12 protein-coding genes are annotated in these 15,783 nt (G+C 58.9%); 6 read left to right on the top strand and 6 right to left on the bottom strand.

Annotated elements, in window-relative coordinates:
- Nucleotides 1-17 precede the first annotated feature (17 nt).
- Genes ABGT65_RS13780 through ABGT65_RS13765 form a run of 4 tightly spaced genes read left to right on the top strand, consistent with a single transcriptional unit; the run spans nt 18 to nt 6,464 of the window.
- Nucleotides 18-1,247, top strand: a complete 1,230-nt coding sequence (locus ABGT65_RS13780; RefSeq protein WP_346702950.1) for a DNA/RNA non-specific endonuclease — start codon at nt 18-20, stop codon at nt 1,245-1,247.
- 35 nt (nt 1,248-1,282) lie between these two features.
- On the top strand, nt 1,283-2,317 hold the full coding sequence (locus ABGT65_RS13775) for an endonuclease/exonuclease/phosphatase family protein (protein WP_346702949.1): 1,035 nt from the start codon (nt 1,283-1,285) through the stop codon (nt 2,315-2,317).
- An 18-nt stretch (nt 2,318-2,335) separates the two neighbouring features.
- Entirely contained in the window at nt 2,336-5,179 is a 2,844-nt protein-coding gene (locus ABGT65_RS13770; protein WP_346702948.1) for a TonB-dependent receptor, read from the top strand.
- Nucleotides 5,180-5,201: 22 nt separating this feature from the next.
- Entirely contained in the window at nt 5,202-6,464 is a 1,263-nt protein-coding gene (locus tag ABGT65_RS13765) for a DUF5689 domain-containing protein (protein WP_346702947.1), read from the top strand.
- Between the two features lie 458 nt (nt 6,465-6,922).
- Here ABGT65_RS13765 and ABGT65_RS13760 read toward each other — a convergent pair whose 3' ends face one another.
- The 4 genes from ABGT65_RS13760 to ABGT65_RS13745 all read right to left on the bottom strand — a co-directional run bounded on the left by ABGT65_RS13760 (nt 6,923) and on the right by ABGT65_RS13745 (nt 11,480).
- Nucleotides 6,923-9,760: an insulinase family protein gene (locus tag ABGT65_RS13760; RefSeq protein WP_346702946.1), complete on the bottom strand. Its 2,838-nt coding sequence runs from the start codon at nt 9,758-9,760 to the stop codon at nt 6,923-6,925.
- Nucleotides 9,761-9,781: 21 nt separating this feature from the next.
- Nucleotides 9,782-10,003: a helix-turn-helix transcriptional regulator gene (locus ABGT65_RS13755; protein ID WP_346702945.1), complete on the bottom strand. Its 222-nt coding sequence runs from the start codon at nt 10,001-10,003 to the stop codon at nt 9,782-9,784.
- 11 nt (nt 10,004-10,014) lie between these two features.
- Nucleotides 10,015-10,725 (bottom strand): DUF2975 domain-containing protein, encoded by a 711-nt coding sequence (locus tag ABGT65_RS13750; RefSeq protein WP_346702944.1) that lies wholly within the window; start codon nt 10,723-10,725, stop codon nt 10,015-10,017.
- A gap of 143 nt (nt 10,726-10,868) precedes the next feature.
- Nucleotides 10,869-11,480, bottom strand: a complete 612-nt coding sequence (locus ABGT65_RS13745) for a hypothetical protein (protein WP_346702943.1) — start codon at nt 11,478-11,480, stop codon at nt 10,869-10,871.
- 74 nt (nt 11,481-11,554) lie between these two features.
- Between ABGT65_RS13745 and ABGT65_RS13740 the strand changes: the two genes are divergently transcribed.
- Both ABGT65_RS13740 and ABGT65_RS13735 read left to right on the top strand, forming a co-directional pair.
- A complete protein-coding gene (locus tag ABGT65_RS13740; RefSeq protein WP_346702942.1) occupies nt 11,555-12,292 on the top strand; it encodes an acyl-ACP thioesterase domain-containing protein in 738 nt (245 codons plus the stop codon).
- A 141-nt stretch (nt 12,293-12,433) separates the two neighbouring features.
- On the top strand, nt 12,434-13,576 hold the full coding sequence (locus ABGT65_RS13735; RefSeq protein ID WP_346702941.1) for a glycosyltransferase: 1,143 nt from the start codon (nt 12,434-12,436) through the stop codon (nt 13,574-13,576).
- A gap of 194 nt (nt 13,577-13,770) precedes the next feature.
- Here ABGT65_RS13735 and ABGT65_RS13730 read toward each other — a convergent pair whose 3' ends face one another.
- Entirely contained in the window at nt 13,771-14,406 is a 636-nt protein-coding gene (locus tag ABGT65_RS13730; RefSeq protein ID WP_346702940.1) for a hypothetical protein, read from the bottom strand.
- A gap of 3 nt (nt 14,407-14,409) precedes the next feature.
- On the bottom strand, nt 14,410-15,777 hold the full coding sequence (locus ABGT65_RS13725; RefSeq protein WP_346702939.1) for an MFS transporter: 1,368 nt from the start codon (nt 15,775-15,777) through the stop codon (nt 14,410-14,412).
- Nucleotides 15,778-15,783: the final 6 nt, after the last annotated feature.

The raw sequence follows: 15,783 nt of genomic DNA, 5'->3' as shown, positions 1-15,783 counted from the left end.
TTTTTGACGCTTTTTGGATGTTTTTCGAGTTTTTCAAGACGACAGTCCGGCCGATTTTGATTCTTGCGGCCCTGCTTGTCCTCTTCGCGGGATGCAGCGACGATGACGATGCGGCGGAAAATGCCGCCGCGCTGGCTGCAGCGACCGTGAATTGTTCCGCTACAACGAACACCTTGACCACGCAAGGCCCCGCCGGGACCTCCTTCGTGGCGACGATCTCCCTCGCGGAGAGCGACGGAAACTGGTGCTCGTTCCCTTCCAATACTGCGGTGGCGGCCGCAAGCGTCGGAGAATCCCTCACCCTCTCCATCGGGGAGAACACCTCCGGCCAATACCGTGCGGCAGAGATTACCGTGACCTTCTCGAACGGTTATACCGCCCTGCTGACGATGTGGCAGATGCCCGCCTCGCAGAATCCGGAATACCAACGTCCCTGGGGCGAACAACCCGCTTACAGACAGGGATCCAGTTATATCTACAAAACCTACTATACGACGCTGCGCGGCACGAACAGGTACCTTACGGGCGGCTATCGGCGCAACTTCTCGATCTGCTACGATACGAAGAGCCGCGTGGCGCTGTGGGTCGCCTACCCGTTGCACGGCTGCTATACCTCGCCCAATTCGGGCCGGACGGATGCCTGGGCATACGATCCCAACGACCAGCTGCCCGTCATCGACCGCAGCCTGCAGTACGATGTCCGGAATACATACGGCCGCGGTTATGCCCGTGGCCACCAGTGCCCCTCGGCCGACCGCTACAATACGGACGAAACCAACGCGATGACCTTCTACTCCACGAACATCATGCCCCAGAACTACGACTTCAACGGCGGCAGTTGGGTGACGCTCGAAGACAAGATACGGGCCTGGGCCCCCACGACGGTCACCAGGATGCGTTACGACACGCTGTTCGTCGTGACGGGGACTATCCCGGGATCGGCACAGGTCTCCGGCGTGAGTGTACCCTCGAAATGCTGGAAGGTGCTCCTGAAGCAGAAGCGCGACCAGAACGAGAACCGCCAGATCTGGGAGTTCTCGGCCGACGAGTTGCAGGCCATCGGGTTTATCTTCCCGAACGACCGGTCCGGTGGTGAGATGTCGCTCCGCGAGGCGGCCTGCACGGTCCGGGAGGTCGAGGAGCGGACGGGCTTCACCTTCTTCGAAAACCTCGATCCGGCGGTGGCCGACGAGCTGAAGAGCCGCGAGCCCGACATCGCACAATGGCCCGGACTGGCAATAAACTGACAGCAAGATAGTTCATTAAAACCTTAAAAGCCTTTATGAAGAAAAACCTTTTGACAGGACTGATTGCCGTGTTGATCGCGGTGGCGTGCTTTGCGCAGAAGCCCTATAAAGTGGTCTTCTACAACTTCGAGAACCTCTTCGACACGATCAACGATCCGGGGGTGAAGGATGAGGAGTTCACGCCCGAGGGGCCGAAGCAGTGGAATTCGGTCAAGTACGGCAAGAAACTCGCCAACCTCGAACGGGTATTGTTCGACCTGGCCGCCGAGGACAAGGATTTCCCCGTGGTGATCGGCGTCTCGGAGATCGAGAACCGTTCGGTGATGGAGGATGTGATCGCACAGCCGAAACTCGCCCACGGCAACTACCGGATCGTTCACTACGATTCGCCCGATGCGCGCGGTGTGGACGTCGCCTTCTTCTATCGTCCGGATGTCTTCAAGCTGGAGGGCAGCAAGGCCCATCCGTTCGTGATGCCGGGGATGCCGGACTTCAAGACGCGTGATTTCGTGACGATGTGGGGCACGATCGAAGGCGAGCCCTTCTTCTTCGTGGTCAACCACTGGCCGTCGCGCCTGGGCGGCAAGGAGGCTTCGTCGCCCAAACGCGAGGAGGCTGCCCGTCAGGTGAAGCACATCGTCGACTCGGTCATGGCGAAGAACCCCGCAACGAAAGTGGTGGTGATGGGCGACCTGAACGACGATGCCACGGACAAGAGCATCGTCGAGGGACTGCGCGCCAAGGGCAAGATCAAGGAGGTGCAGAAGGGCGACATGTTCAACCCGTTCATCGCCCTGCTCAAGGCCGGTTACGGGACGCTGGCCTACCGCGACGAGTGGAACCTGTTCGACAACATCGTCGTCTCGGAGAACCTCGCCACGGGATCGACCGGATCGCTGAAGATTCAGCCGGTCGGGAAATCGAAGTTCTACGGCGGAATCTTCCACCGTCCGTACATGTTCCAGAAGGAGGGCCAGTACAAGGGTTATCCGTTGCGGACGTTCGTGGGCAACGACTTCCAGGGCGGTTTCAGCGACCACTTCCCGGTCTATATCTACATTGGCAAATAACACGCTAACAATATTTGTATGAAACTGAAAACTCTACTTATTCTGCTGTTCACGGCCGTAAGTTTTGCGTCCTATGCACAGGGCGGGGGCGTTCGCGGCAAGGTGGTTTCGCGCAACGGACGCGTGGCCCTGAACAACGTCGAGGTGAAGATCGAGTCGCTGGGCGTGAAGGTCATGACCGACAACGACGGTTACTTTACGTTGGAGAATCTTCCCGCAGGCAGCTATACGCTGCAATTCTCGACTCCGGATTTCGAGATGCAGGAGATCATGGTCCGTGTGGGTACGGAGCATGTCCAGGACCTCAAACAGGTCATTCTGGTTCCAGAGGGCCCCACGAACACGGCATTTTTCGATGATGCGATCTTCGCGGAGTTCGACAGCGACTCGTCGTCGTCGGATACGCAGGCTCTGCCGTCGTCGCTGTCGTCGTCGAAGGACCTGTTCAACAACATTGCGTCGTACCGTTTCAGCGAGATGCGTTTCAACGTCCGGGGTTACGACTCGCAGTATTCGGACATCTACCTGAACGGCATCCGCTTCAACGATGCCATGACGGGTTACGGGCCGTGGTCGCTGTGGAGCGGTCTGAACGATGCCACGCGCAACCAGGAGAACTATACGGGACTCGAAATGGCGGATTTCGGCATCGGCGGCATCGGCGGCATGACGAACGTCAATGCCCGGGCGTCGCAGGTTCGCAAGGGCTTCCGCGTCAGCGTGTCGAACGCCAACCAGATGTACCGCTTCCGGGCGATGATCTCCTACGGATCGGGTCAGCTGGACAACGGCTGGTCTTACGCCTTCTCGATCGGCACACGCCAGGGCGGCAACGGCTACGTGGACGGGGTTTACTACAACTCGTATGCCTATTTTGCTTCGGTGGAGAAGCTCTTCGGTACGGACCATCGTCTGGCGCTGACGCTGCTGGCATCGCCCGCGGAGCGAGGAGCGCAGCAGGCTTCGACCGACGAGGCCTACGCCCTGTTCGGCAACAACTACTACAACCCGAACGTGGGTTACCAGGCCGGGAAGCTCCGCAACTCGCGCGTACGCAACACGCACGAGCCGATCGTGATGCTGAACTACACGTGGGACATGTCGGAGAACACGCGCCTGAATGCTGCGACGTCGCTTCGTTTCGGCAAGAACGGCTATTCGGCGCTGACGTGGAACGGCGGTTCGGACCCGCGCGGGGACTACTACCGTTACATGCCGTCGTCGGACTTCACGCAGATACTGCCGGGAACGACGACCGATCAGACGATCTATTTCTACACGCAGAGTGCGATCCAGGCGGCCCAGGCCTGGACCGGAATGCTGGATTATGACGGCTTCTTCCACAAGAACCAGTACGTCGATACGGAGCTGACGGACCTGATGGGCGACAGCCGGCGTTCGAACTACATGATCGAGGAGCGCCACACCGACCAGCTGGACTACAACCTGGCCGTGAACGTGCAGCACAACATGCGCAACAACATGAAGATCGTAGGTGGTGCGAACCTGCGCGTGAACCGCACGGACTACTATTCGCAGGTGAAGGATCTGCTGGGCGGCGACTACTGGTACGACATCGACAAGTTCGCCGAGCGCGACATGGCGAGCGAGACGGCTTACCAGAACGACCTGGACTACTACTGGGCTACGGGCCACGCGCGGATTGCCCGCGAGGGAGACAAGTACGGCTACTGGTACCGTGCCCACCTGCTCGAAACGGAGGCATGGGCGAACTACACATGGGCGAAAGGCGGTTTCTCGCTGGGCGTCGGCGCATCGGTCGGCTATTCGCAGATGTACCGTGAGGGTATGTGGCGCAAGGGCCTGTTCCCGGACAATTCGAAGGGCGATTCGAAGAAACTCGACTACCTGACCTACGAGGGCAAAATCTCGTTGGGCTACAAGTTCTCGTCCGCACACTCGCTGGAGGCCAATGCGATGATCGAGCAGCGTGCTCCGAAGTTCAATACGGCCTTTGTGTCCCCGCGTACGCGCAACAACACGACGCCGGGTCTGGAGGCCGAGAAGATCTTCGGCGTGGACCTGACCTACAATCTGAACCTGCCCTACATCAAGGCGCGTCTGTCGGGTTACTACACGACGATCAAGGATCAGTCGAAGGTGATTTCGTTCTACGACGACACGCGCAGTTCGTTCACGAACTTTGCGATGAGCGGTATCGACAAGGAGCACTACGGCGTGGAACTGGGTCTTTCGATTCCGGTCTGGAACGGGATTTCGGTCGTCGGAGCGATCAGCTGGGGTGACTACACCTACACGTCGAACGCCGACTTCGTGCAGACGGTGGACAACGTCGACAAGATCGTCCTGCGCGACAAGGTGAACTGGAAGGGATACCACGTGGAGAGCACGCCGCAGACGGCCATCAACGTAGGCTTGGACTACAAGGGCCCGAACAGCTGGTTTGCCGGGGTGAACCTGAACTACTACGACCGTCTCTATCTGTCGATGAACCCGTTCTACCGCACGAATACGGCTTCGGAATACTATACGAATGTGATTGCCAGCGAGATTTCGGCTGCGAATCCGGATGCGGAGGTGATCGCCGGAGCGATCAACTCGATCAAGGAGCTCCGGGCACAGGAGGAGTTCGGCGGATACTTCACGCTGAGCGCCAACGTGGGCAAGAACTGGTACCTCGGTCGTTACATGCTGGGTTGCAGCCTGGAGGTGAAGAACATTCTCAACGACCAGAATATCCGCACGGGCGGTTACGAGCAGATGCGTATGAGCAAGGTCCGTGCTTCCGGCACGGGAGACTATGTCTTCGGCCGTTTCCCGTCGAAGTATTTCTACCTGCTCGGCACGACCTATTTCCTGAATGTCTACTTACGATTCTAACAACCGAGAAGGACACACGATTATGAAAAATCTTAAAATAGCTTTGGCGGTTCTTGTCGGCGCGTTGGCCGCAGGCTGCTACAACGATTTCGATACCCCGGCGCCCCGGAAACTCTATACCGACACCGACATGACGGCCCTGGGTCTCGAACATGTGACGATCAAGGAGGTGAAGGATTACTTCGGACCGATTTCGGGCACGGGTACCAACCGCGATTGGGAGACGACGCAGACGGTGAAGTTCGGAGAGCTTACGTCCGAAGAGCAGGACAAGACGAAATTCCCCGGCCTGCGGGGCTGGTCGGATGCTGCGAACTACTACATCAAGGGCAAGGTGATCAGCAGCGACCGCCAGGGTAACATCTACAAGTCGCTGTACATCTACGACGGTACGGCGGCCATCGAGTTGAAACTCTACAACGGTCTCTACCTGGATTACTACCTCGATCTGAATACGATGGAGAGCCAGTGGGTCTATGTCCGCCTCGACGGACTCTACCTGGGCAACTACCGGATGATGCTCTCGATCGGCGATGCACCGTCGGATTCGAACAATGCGGGCGGAAATCACCGCTTCTATGCGAACTCGAACCTGGACAATCCGAACATTGCGAAACTGAGCGTCTTCCCGGGCGAACGGGTCAAGCTGGATGATTCGGATATTCTCGACGTGGATGCCTCGAACTATCAGACGGCGCTGGGCGAGCAGGCATTGGGCCGTTTGGTGCGTTTCAATAACATCAAGGTGCGTTATGCCGGGGTGCCGAACCAGGATCAGGTGGTCAATCCCGTCATGAAAAACGGTTCGTATGACAGCTCCTTCCCGACGTGGGTAGTGACCGACTCGGGCTCGCCGCAGAATGCCCCCTGGTACTATTGGGCCTACAACATTAACAACGTGCGTCTGTATGGTTCGGTGCTGATTTCGTACAACGATGCGGCCGTTTATACGTCGGATCCGGGTGTTTACTCGGTTCGCACGAGCGGTTATTCGCAGTTTGCCATGAAGCCGATTCCGAAGGACGGTGCGGTCGGTACGGTGCTGGGTATCTATGCGATCTATTCGAGAGAGAGTTCGTTTACCGGAGGCAGCCGTGATTATGCGCAGTACCAGATTTCGGTGAGCCGGCTGGAGGACCTCGACTTCAAGGCCGAGGATCTGTTGACGGAGGCTGAAGCCGACGAACTGGCTCGTTGGGCATACAAAAACGGGTATGCGGAGTACGATCCGTTCAATCCTCCCGTGAAGAACGATCCGATGGGCGGTATGGAAGGCGGCGAATAGCGTTTTTCCGCGCTTATCGATAATAAGGTGAGGCGGCCCGGGAAGTCCCGGGCCGCCGGCTTAAGAAGCCGGATTTATGGGCTGCTGAACCTCACGTGGTTTCCGCAACTTTTACCCGCATACGAGGGTCGAAGCGCGGAACCGGATCGGAAACCCTTCACTGATACCCTCGCCCACAAAACCCCTTTTTAAAAGGCGCTTTTTGGATCGGCAAAAAGCGCCGTAAAAACCGACCGGTCTAAGAGACCGGTTTTGTGGGCTGCTGAACCCGTGAATGGTTTCCGCGGCGTGAATCCGCATCCAACGGTCGAAGCGCAGAACTGGATCGGAAACCCCTTGAAGCCACCTTCGCCCACAGAACCCCTTTCTTCTTAAAGGGGCGCGCCGCAAAAAAGCGGCCGACACACACGTGTCGGCCGCTCTCCTTCTCCGGGTAGAACCCGGTGCGGGGCGGATGCCTATTTCTCGGCCGGAGCCTCTGCAGCCTTCTCGGGACGCATGATGACCTTCACGAGATTGCCGTCGGCCAGGACCTTCTGGGCCATTTTCTGTACGTCGGCATTGGTCAGTGCGCGGAGCGACTGCTCGTATTCTCCGACGTAGTCGAGACCGGAACCGTACTTGGCCTGAATGTACCCGAGCCATCCGTTGTTCTTCTGGAGGCTGTTCTGCCAACTCTTGAGCAGGAATTCACGGGTCTTCTCTATATCCTCGCTCTTGGGGCCGTTTTCGGCAATCTGGCGGATCTCCTGCAGGATGATTTCACAGAGTTCGTCGGCCATCTGCTCGTTGGTGTCGAACGAAATGGTCATGTCGTAGCTCTCCTTGGGGATGTAATCCGTCGAACCGCCGACCTGTACGCCGTAGGTTCCGCCCTTCTCCTCGCGGATCGACTCCAGGTAGCGGGAGTTGAGCGCCTGGGTCAGGAACGTCAGGGAGAGCTTGTCGCGGAACGTGTAGGGCATTTCGCCCGAGAAGTAGTAGCATACCGAGACTTTGGGCTGCTGCATCGCCACGCGGAAATCTTCGGTGATCGCACCCTTGACCGGCTCGGCCTTGTCGTCCTGCCAGGTCATCGGCTTCTTGGTCGTGGGAAGCGAGCCGATGTACTTCTCGACCAGGGGTTTCAGCACTTCGGGGTCGATGTTCCCGACGAACGTGAAGACGAAACTGTTGGCACCGGGGTAGAGTTTGGCGTAGATGGCGGGGAGTTTCTCGAAATCGAAACCGTCGATAATCTCGTTCGATACCATCCGGCGGCGGGGGTTGTTTCCGTAGATGGTCTCCAGCGTCTTCTCCTGCATCCGGAAGTCGGGGCTCGACTGGGCGTTGGCGAGTTGCGAACGGAGCATTGTGATGAGGTTGTCGTAGTCGTTTCGGTCGAAGCGGGGCTGCGAGAAGTGGAGGTAGAGCAACTGGAGCATGGTCTCGACATCCTTGGGCGACGCCGAACCGTTCATCGTGCTGGAGTAGTTGCCGACGGCGGGCTGCACGCCGGCGGTTTTTCCGGAGAGTTGCTTCTTGAGCTCGGTGGCGGAGAACTTGCCGACCCCCGACATGGAGTTGATGGCGGGCATCATCTCACCCATGTAGAACTCCTCGTCGGAGAGCCGCGAGAGACCACCTTTTGCCACGGCGCTCATCAGCACTTCGTCGGCCTTGAAGTCGGTCTTCTTGACGACGACCTTCACGCCGTTGGCGAGCGTCCATTCGGTGGTTCCGAGGCGGGGATCCTCGACGGTTTTCTTCACCTTCGAACCCTTGAGCTGGGTTCCTTCGGGGATCAGCGGCTCCTTGACGACGTTGTCTTCATAGGGTTTCACATCCGCGGCTGCGACCTTCTCGCGGATTGCGAGCAGCTCCTCGGCCGTGGGGGCAGCGAGCCCCTCCTTCTCGGGAGCCGTGACGATGATGACCTGATTGGTCGGGGTGACGGTCTGCTGGGCAAAGGCGTTGACCATCTCGACGTTGATCATCTTGACGAGCATGCTGTCGAGCTGCCATTCGGTTTCGGCATCGGGGATCGGGGTGTTCTTCTGGAAGTTGTTCAGGTACGTCTGTACGAACGAGCTGTTCTGGCGGTCATTGCGGTTGGCGTAGGTGCGCTCGACCTGACGCATGAGGTTCTCCTGGGCACGTTCGAACTCACCCTGGGTGAATCCGTAGCGGCGCATACGCTCCATTTCGGTGTAGAGGGTTTCGAATCCGCGGTTGAGTTTTCCCTCCTGGGTCATGGCGATGAAGACCGTGGCGTTGAGCGTGGGGATGACGCCGATGACGTCACCCGAACCCATGCCGGCTCCGAGGAACGGCGCATCGGGCTGCATGGCGATCTCCTGCAGGCGGGCATTCTCCATGACGGTGATGTAGGATTCGATGACGTTGGCGGCTTCCCAGCTTACCGTATTGGCCAGAGCCGAGGGGAAGGCCGGGCGTTTGATGAAGAGCTGGACCTTGGTTCCCTGCATCTCGGGGTCGGTGTAGATGCTGACGATCGGCTCCTCGTTGTCCGGGACGACGATCTTCTCCTTCTGTGCGGCGTCGGCGGCCGGGGCCGGGATGTCGGACATCAGCTTCTTGATCTTGGCCTCGACGGCCTCGGCGTCGATGTCGCCCACGACGATCACGGCCTGGTAGTCGGGACGGTACCATTTGTGGTAGAAATCGGCGAGCGCCTGGTGTTCGAAACTCTTCAGGCCGTCGAGATACCCGATCAGGTTGCGGTGTTCGTACCTGGTTCCTTTTCCGAGGGCCTGGAGGAGCTTCATCGAGGAGCGCCACGAGGCTCCGTCACGCGTGCGGAGCTCCTCCATGATGACGCCGCGCTCGGAGTCGATCTCCTCGGGGGCGAGTGTGATGAAGTGCGACCAGTCGTGGAGGATCAGCAGCGCCGAGTCGATGATCCCCTCGCGCGAGGTCGGGACGTCGGAGATGTTGTAGACGGTCTGGTCCCAGCTGGTTCCGGCGTTGAGGTTGGCCCCGAACTTCACGCCGATGGTTTCGAGGTATTCGATCATCTGCTTGCCGGGGAGGTTCTTCGTACCGTTGAAGGCCATGTGTTCGAGGAAGTGGGCCAGACCCTGCTGGGAATCATCCTCCTGGATGGCTCCGACGTTGTGGATGATGTAGAAATCGGCCTGACCTTTGGGCTTTTCGTTGTGACGGACGTAGTAGGTCATACCGTTTTCGAGTTTTCCCGTGCGGAGCTCGGGATCGGCGGGAATCGGCTGATTCATCTGCGCCGCGGCGCTGCAGACGGTGAATGTCGCCAGCGCGAACAGAAGCAATCTCTTCATTCGAGTGTTTTATTAAATGAGTTATTGGTTTTCGGATTTGTCCGGGCGGTATTCGATGATGTCGCCGGGCTGGCAGTCGAGTTCGCGGCAGATGGCTTCGAGGGTCGAGAAGCGGATGGCGCGGGCCTTTCCGTTCTTGAGGATCGAGAGGTTTGCCGGGGTGATGTCGACGCGCTCGGCGAGTTCCCCGAGCGAGATTTTGCGTTTTGCCATCATGACGTCGATATTGATGATTATGGCCATGGTGACGGATTTTAGATAGTTAGTTTCTGTTCTTCGCTGAGGTTCTGGCCGATGGCGAATACCTCGGCGGCGAAGAGGATCAGGATTCCCATGATGACCATCGAGTAGGAGAGGTCGAATCCGGTATCGACGGTGTAACCGCTGTTGGCGAGGAGTTCGGCGGCGCGGAGGTTCATGATATGGTTGAACAGCGAGTTGGCCAGTTCGATGAGGATGGTCAGCATGCCGATCGAGCGCAGGTACCAGACGTTGCGGCGGTTGAGCGGCCGCTCTTCGCGGATGGAGCGGCGTACGGAGCGGATGATGATGACCATCAGTATGATGACGGCCAGCAGGAACAGCGGGATCAGCAAGGCGAAGAGGTAGATCCAGGGGCTGCCGCCCACTGCGTGGAAGGCGATTCCGAGCGGGGAGACCGTTTTGGCGGGCTCGTCGACGATGAGGTCCATGCGCGTGACGACGGGTTCGATCTCGACGGCGCCGTTACGGATCGGGGAGGAGTTTTTGCTGTCGTCGATGATGTGGACGTCGCCGAGCAGATAGATCATCCGGGGGTCTCCCTGCTGGAGTTTTTCGGCGATCCGGGTCCCCATCTCCATTCCGTCGGCGGCTCCGCGGCCGAAGTCGCCCAGGAGGCTGTGGACAAGGCCTGTGGCGATGACCAGGAAGAGGGCGATGTAGAGGAACAGCAGCCGCTTGAGGAGCGATTTTTTGTTCTGCATGGCTTGTGCTTTGTTGTTGCGAGAGCAAAGATACGAGAAAATTTCGAAAAACAAATAATATTTATCGTTTTTCGGTAAATTTCGATCGAACATAAAAAAAGACGGCCCGCAAAGGGTCGTCTTTGGTTTTTGGGCCGGAGGAGTTACTCCACGTTGTCCTTGAGCTGTTTCCAGAAGGAGGCGTTGACGGCCATGTCGATCGAGATGACCAGGACGTAGAGGACGAACATCACGACGAAGGTGATGAATTCCACGTCGATGGCGTAGCAGAGGACCTGGAAGATCGCCAGGAAGATACCGGCGATGATGCCGACGACGAGTTTGGCGGCGAACATGATCCACTTGCTGCCATAGGTGGCGTCGTTCGACGCCTTGATGGCCTGGATGGGGTTCTTGCCCTTCTCGATGAGGAAGTAGTAGGAGAGCGTCCAGGCGATCGAGAGCACGATGGCCGGCACGAACATGAAGATGACCCCGATGAGGATCGGGAAGATCATCAGACCCATGGTGATGAAGTATTCACCCATGTACCGGCGGTATTTGCCCTCGAAGATACTCAGCGGGTTGATGATTTTGCCCTTGGCCAACTGGGTGGGCAGCAGGGTGATGGCAATGGTCGTCCCGACGTTGATGTAGGGCACCCAGATGGTGATGAGCCAGAGGATTACGGCGGCGATGACCGAAGGTGCGTTCTTCAGACCGATGGAAATCGCGTCTTTCAGCGTTGTCGAGAAGTCGAGTTTTTTTGTCTCCATAAGGTGTGGTTTTGAGATGAACGATATGGCAATATAGTGAAATTTTTTTATATTTGTACTGCTAAAATGCGGATATGGCAGAGAAATCGCTTTATAATTACCGGGTGGAGCCGCAGGATGTGGACTTCACGTTGCGGGCGACGCTGGCGTCGCTGAGCTCCTCGATTCTCAATACGGCGGGCCTGGACGCCTACGGCAAGGGGTTCGGAGTGGATGTGCTCAATGCCGACAACCATTCGTGGGTGCTGTCGCGGATGGCCGTCGAGATCGACCGTCGTCCCGAACAGTACACGGGCTATACGGTGGCGACGTGGATCAGCGACTACGGCCGGGTCCTGTCGACCCGAAACTTCACGCTGACCGACGCTGCGGGCCGCGAGTTCGGACGGGCCGTGACGCAGTGGGCGATGATCGACCTGACGACTCGCTCGGCCGTGGACCTCTCGTGGGTCGGGCGCGAACACGAGGAGGCGGTGGTTCCCGTGCCGCCGCCGGCAGCCATGCCGCGCAAGATCCGCTCGGTGGCGCCCACGCAGTGCTCCGAACACCGGGTCGTTTACAGCGACATCGACTTCAACCGCCATGTCAATACGATGCGCTATATTGAGATGATGTTCGACATGCTTCCTGTCGAGATGCTGACGTGCGAGTTGCCGATGCGTCTGGACATCCACTTCCTGAAGGAGAGCCGTTTCGGGCAGACGCTGACGGTGGGTTGCGAGTTGCGGGAACGCTTGGCGCTGTTCGAGATTTCGGCCGACGGCACGGTGGCGGTCCGGGCCAGCGTGGAGTGGCAGGAGAACCGGGCCTGAGCATATGCGTCCCGGGATCACCGCCGGGTCTTTTCCGCCCGGCCCGGGGAGCCCAAAGGGCCCGGGAAGGACGAGGCGTGTAGGACCGAAGGCCGGGAGGTGCGCTGGTGCGGACTTTGGGGCGATAACCTGTATCAAGCTATGAAAATCACCATTGTGGGGCCCGCCCACCCGTATCGGGGCGGACTGGCGTCGATTCTGGAGATCCTGGCGCGGACGTTCCAGCGCCGGGGTGCGGAGGTTGAGATCCGGACCTTCACGCTGCAATACCCGTCGCTGCTCTTCCCGGGGAAGAGCCAGACGGTGACGACGCCCGCTCCGGCCGATTTGCACATCACGCGGTGCGTCCATACGGTGAATCCGCTGAACTGGTGGCGGGTCGGGCGCCGGATCGGCCGCGAACGCCCGGATTTCGTGCTGATGAAGTACTGGACGCCCTTCATGGCGCCCTGCTTCGGGTCGATTGCGCGCCTGGCGCGCCGCAACGGCCATACGAAGGTCCTGTGCCAGGTCGATAATGTCGAGCCCCACGAACACCACCTGATCGACCGCCCCTGCAACCGTTATTTTCTGCGTTCGGTCGACGGCTTCATCTACATGTCCGAACAGGTCCACCGCGAACTTGCGGCCTATACGTCTGTTCCGGCTTTGTTTTCGCCGCACCCGCTGTTCGAGAATTTCGGCGAACGGGTCGAACGTTCGGAGGCCTGTGTGCGTCTGGGGCTGAATCCCGATCTTCGCTACGTTCTTTTTTTCGGGCTGATCCGCGACTACAAGGGGCTGGACCTGCTGTTGGATGCCTGGGCGGCGCTTAGGCGGAAGGGCTGCACGGAGGGTCGCCGCCTGATCGTGGCCGGGGAGTTCTACACGGCCAGGGAGCCCTATCTGAAGCAGATTGCCGACCACGGCCTGCAGGAGGAGGTGCTGCTGCACGACCGCTTCGTGCCGGACGAGGAGGTGAAATACTACTTTTCGGCGGCGGATTTCGTGGTCCAGCCCTACAAGACGGCGACGCAGAGCGGCGTGACGCAGATTGCCTATCAGTTTTGCGTGCCGATGGTCGTTACGGACGTCGGGGGGCTGGCGGAGGTCGTTCCGGACGGCCGGGTGGGGTATGTCTGCCCTCCGACGGCCGAAGGGGTCGCCGCGGCGATCGAACGGATGTACGAAGGGGATTCGCTGGAGCGTTTCCGGCGGAACTGCGTCGAGGAGCGGCGGCGTTTCTCGTGGGAGGAGATGTGCAGCCGCATCCTGGAGTTGTACGACCTGGTTGCCGCGCGGTAATTCTCTGTGCCGGGCTCCGGTTCGGAGCAGGAAAAAGGGACGGAACCCAATCTCGGGTTCCGTCCCTTTCGGTTCGGATGCCTATGTCCGGCTTGTGCGCCCGGGGAGTGGCCGCCGCCGGAGTTGTCGGACTCGATAACAAACTCCCGGTCGGTTCACGATACCCGGTCCGTGGGGCGCACGGCCTTCGGCGATCAGGCCTTGGCCGCCGGCTCCTCCGACTCGGAAACATTCTTCCAGCCCAGGAGAATGATGACGAAGGCAATGATTTCGAGGATCGTCTCGATGACGCTGCCCACCAGCGGAATGAGGCCGATCACCCATCCGATGATTCCGAGGATCATGGCCGTGAAGAGTTTCGACATGCCGCGGCGCGCCCCTTCGGGGAAGGTCACGGAGTTTTTCAGATTTGCATAGGCGATCAGGAGGAGGATCCACGCGATGAGGTTCAGGATGCCGCCGACAAAGCCCAGCATCGGGATGCAGACCACGATGGCGGCCACGATGGAGAGGATCGTCGCGGTGCGGATCGATCCGATGCGCGGCGCGTCGGCCGGATTCACCTGCTGTTTGAAGATGTCGAGGGATTTGATGAAGAGCCAGTATCCGTAGATGACGGCCACGGTGGCGAGGATCTCAAGCGCGTCCCAGAAACCGAAACCGCCACCCGAGAGGTTGCCTTCGCTCAGGGAGGCGAGGGTCGATGCGGCACTTCCGATCGATGCGAAGAATCCGAAGATCGCCGCGGCGATGGCCGCGAAGGTGTAGATCTTTACGGCTTTATAGAGATCGCCGGTTGTCTGTTTCCACGAGTAATTCAGATTGTCCATAGGTCAGTTGATATTTGGTTTTTCGAGTCCGTAATTTTTTCTGCGGTCTTCTATCTTGAGGTAGAAACTGAAAATGAAGGCGAGGATGCCGAATGTCGAGAAGATGATCATCGGCACGGTGTAGCCGCCGGTAGCGTCGAGGACCAGTCCGATAAGCAGCGGTACGAGGCAGAGTCCGACGTTTTGGATCCAGAAGATCAGGCAGTATGCCGAACCGAGGACCTTTGTGTCGATGATCTTCGGGACCGAGGGCCAGAGTGCTGCGGGAACGAGCGAGAAGGAGACGCCGAGCGTGACGATCAGCAGCAGTGCGAGCCACTTCGAGGGGAATGCGGGGAGCAGGAATGCGAAACTCAGGTGGCAGGCGATCATGATGATGGCCCCGGCCATGAGCATCGTGGCGCCTTTGCCGCGGTAGTCGAGCATGGCGCCGAGGAAGGGCGTGAGGATCATGGCCAGGATCGGGAAGCAGCTGAAGAGTTGCGAAGCGGTTCCGGCGTCGACCTGGAGGGTGACTTCGAGGAAATTGGGGGCGTATCGCTGGAAGGGGAAGATGGCCGAGTAGTAGAGCACGCACAGGAGGGCGACGAGCCAGAACATCTTGCTGCGGAAGATCAGACCGAGGTCCTTGACATGGAACTCTTCATCGGCGGATTTCTGCTCCTTGAGTTCTCCGGCGGCGATGAGCTGGCGGTCGAGTTTCCGGTCCATGTAGACGAAGACGGTGTAGCAGAGCAGGCCGACGACGAGCAGGGCGGTGCAGAATGCCACGGGAGCCACGACCGACTTGTCGAAATGGTTGGAGATCATGGGCGAGAGCCACATGACGGCGAAGACGCCCAGACGTGCGATGGCCATTTCGAGGCCCATGGCGAGTGCCATCTCCTTTCCTTCGAACCACTTGGCGATGGCTTTGGAGACGGTAGTTCCGGCCATTTCGCATCCGCAGCCGAAGATCATGAATCCCAGCGACGCCATCTTGGCGCTTCCGGGGAATGCCGCCCACCAGCTGTCGAGCCACGCGCAGAAGGCCGTGGTCTGGAACCAGTCGGAGATTCCGACGAACTTGATCGAGGCTCCGATGACCATCAGCGAGGCGGAGAGAAGCCCTGTGAACCGGATTCCCATCTTGTCGAGGATGATTCCGGCGAAGATCAGGAAAAAGAAGAAGACGTTGAGGAAGTATTCCGAGGCGGCATAGGTTCCGAACGTCCCGCTGTCCCATCCGCGGGCGGATTCGATGAGGGATTTGAGCGGCGACATCACGTCGACGAACATATAGCCGAAGAACATCATCAGGGCGATGAGGATCAGCGCCGTCCATCGGGCCGCAGGCGAATCGTTGAGTTTGCGTTGGATAGTTGCTGTCATGTTATT

It is taken from the genome of uncultured Alistipes sp., from assembly GCF_963931675.1.
Taxonomy (GTDB): Bacteria; Bacteroidota; Bacteroidia; order Bacteroidales; family Rikenellaceae; genus Alistipes.
This window is presented reverse-complemented; position numbering and strand designations above follow the sequence as displayed.